This window comes from Alkalibacterium thalassium (assembly GCF_900101165.1).
GTDB classification, from domain to species: Bacteria; Bacillota; Bacilli; order Lactobacillales; family Carnobacteriaceae_A; genus Alkalibacterium; species Alkalibacterium indicireducens.
Genome location: NZ_FNFK01000122.1, coordinates 1 through 1,224, shown reverse-complemented (window position 1 = coordinate 1,224; position 1,224 = coordinate 1). Strand labels below are relative to the sequence as shown.

Sequence of the window (1,224 nt, the reverse complement as noted above, 5' to 3'; positions counted from 1 at the left end):
TCTTTTTGATAGGCGTCTACTTTTTCTAAAATGATTTTTGGCATGCGTATTTCTACGCGTTCTTTGTCAGACATATGTTCACCTCCGACTTGATTATACGGTATTTTTACGGTGTAATCAAGTAGAAAACTAGAAGGGTTGAAAAATGAAGTTGATGTTTTAAAACAAGAAGTTTATCGACTACGAATGGAAAAAGATATCTTGGAAAAGTCTGCCGAACTTGTAAAAAAGAATTGGGCATCAATCCAAAACATCTCTCCAACAAGGAAAAAACAAGAGTGATTGATGCATTAATAACCTTTTATCCATTGGCACTTTTACTAGAGAATTTGGATTTAGTTAAGAGTAGTTATTTTTACCACAGAAGTCAGGCTAAGCTTCCGGATAAATATGCTGATCTAAGGGTAATGCTTAAAGATATTTTTATTGAAAGTCGTCGTACGTATGGCTATCGTCGTATGCATGACGTTCTAAAAAAGCAACATATTGTTGTTTCCGAGAAAGTTGTTAGACGGCTTATGAAGGAAGAAAAACTCATTGTTCATTCAGTAACTAAAAAGAAATATAGTTCATATGCAGGTGAAATTACTCCCGCGACACCTAACCTTATTCAACGAAATTTCAAAGCTGAAGCACCTGACAAAAAGTGGTTGACAGACATTACAGAATTTCGTATTCCCGCCGGAAAAGTCTATTTATCGCCCATTATCGATTGTTTTGACGGGGCCTTAGTTAGTTGGACTATCAGTACACAACCAAATGCGGAGCTCGTTAATAGTATGTTTGATCAGGCACTTGATACACTCGCTGATAATTCAAAGCCAATCATACACTCTGATCGCGGAGCTCACTACAGATGGCCAGGTTGGATTGAAAGGATTAAAACCAACGGTTTGACACAGTCCATGTCTAAAAAAGGATGTTCACCGGATAACTCGGCTTGCGAAGGGTTTTTCGGTAGACTTAAAAATGAGTTCTTCTATGGCTTTAAATGGGACAATATTTCAATTGACGCATTCATTGAACTACTTGATGATTACCTGCATTGGTACAATAACAAAAGAATAAAATTGTCTCTAGGCGGTCTCAGTCCGATTGATTACAGAAAGAAACTAGGTTTAATTGCTTGAAAAAGTCCAAAAAAACATCCGCACCTCCTTAAAGCGGTACGCGAGCTGGGTTCAGAACGTCGTGAGACAGTTCGGTCCCTATCCGTCGCGGGCG

General features: G+C 38.3%; 1 pseudogene. It reads left to right on the top strand.

The annotated features are described in order from the left end of the window. Positions 1-132: 132 nt before the first annotated feature. Positions 133-1,130, top strand: a pseudogene (locus BLR76_RS11545) (IS3 family transposase); the annotation flags it as partial. Positions 1,131-1,224: the final 94 nt, after the last annotated feature.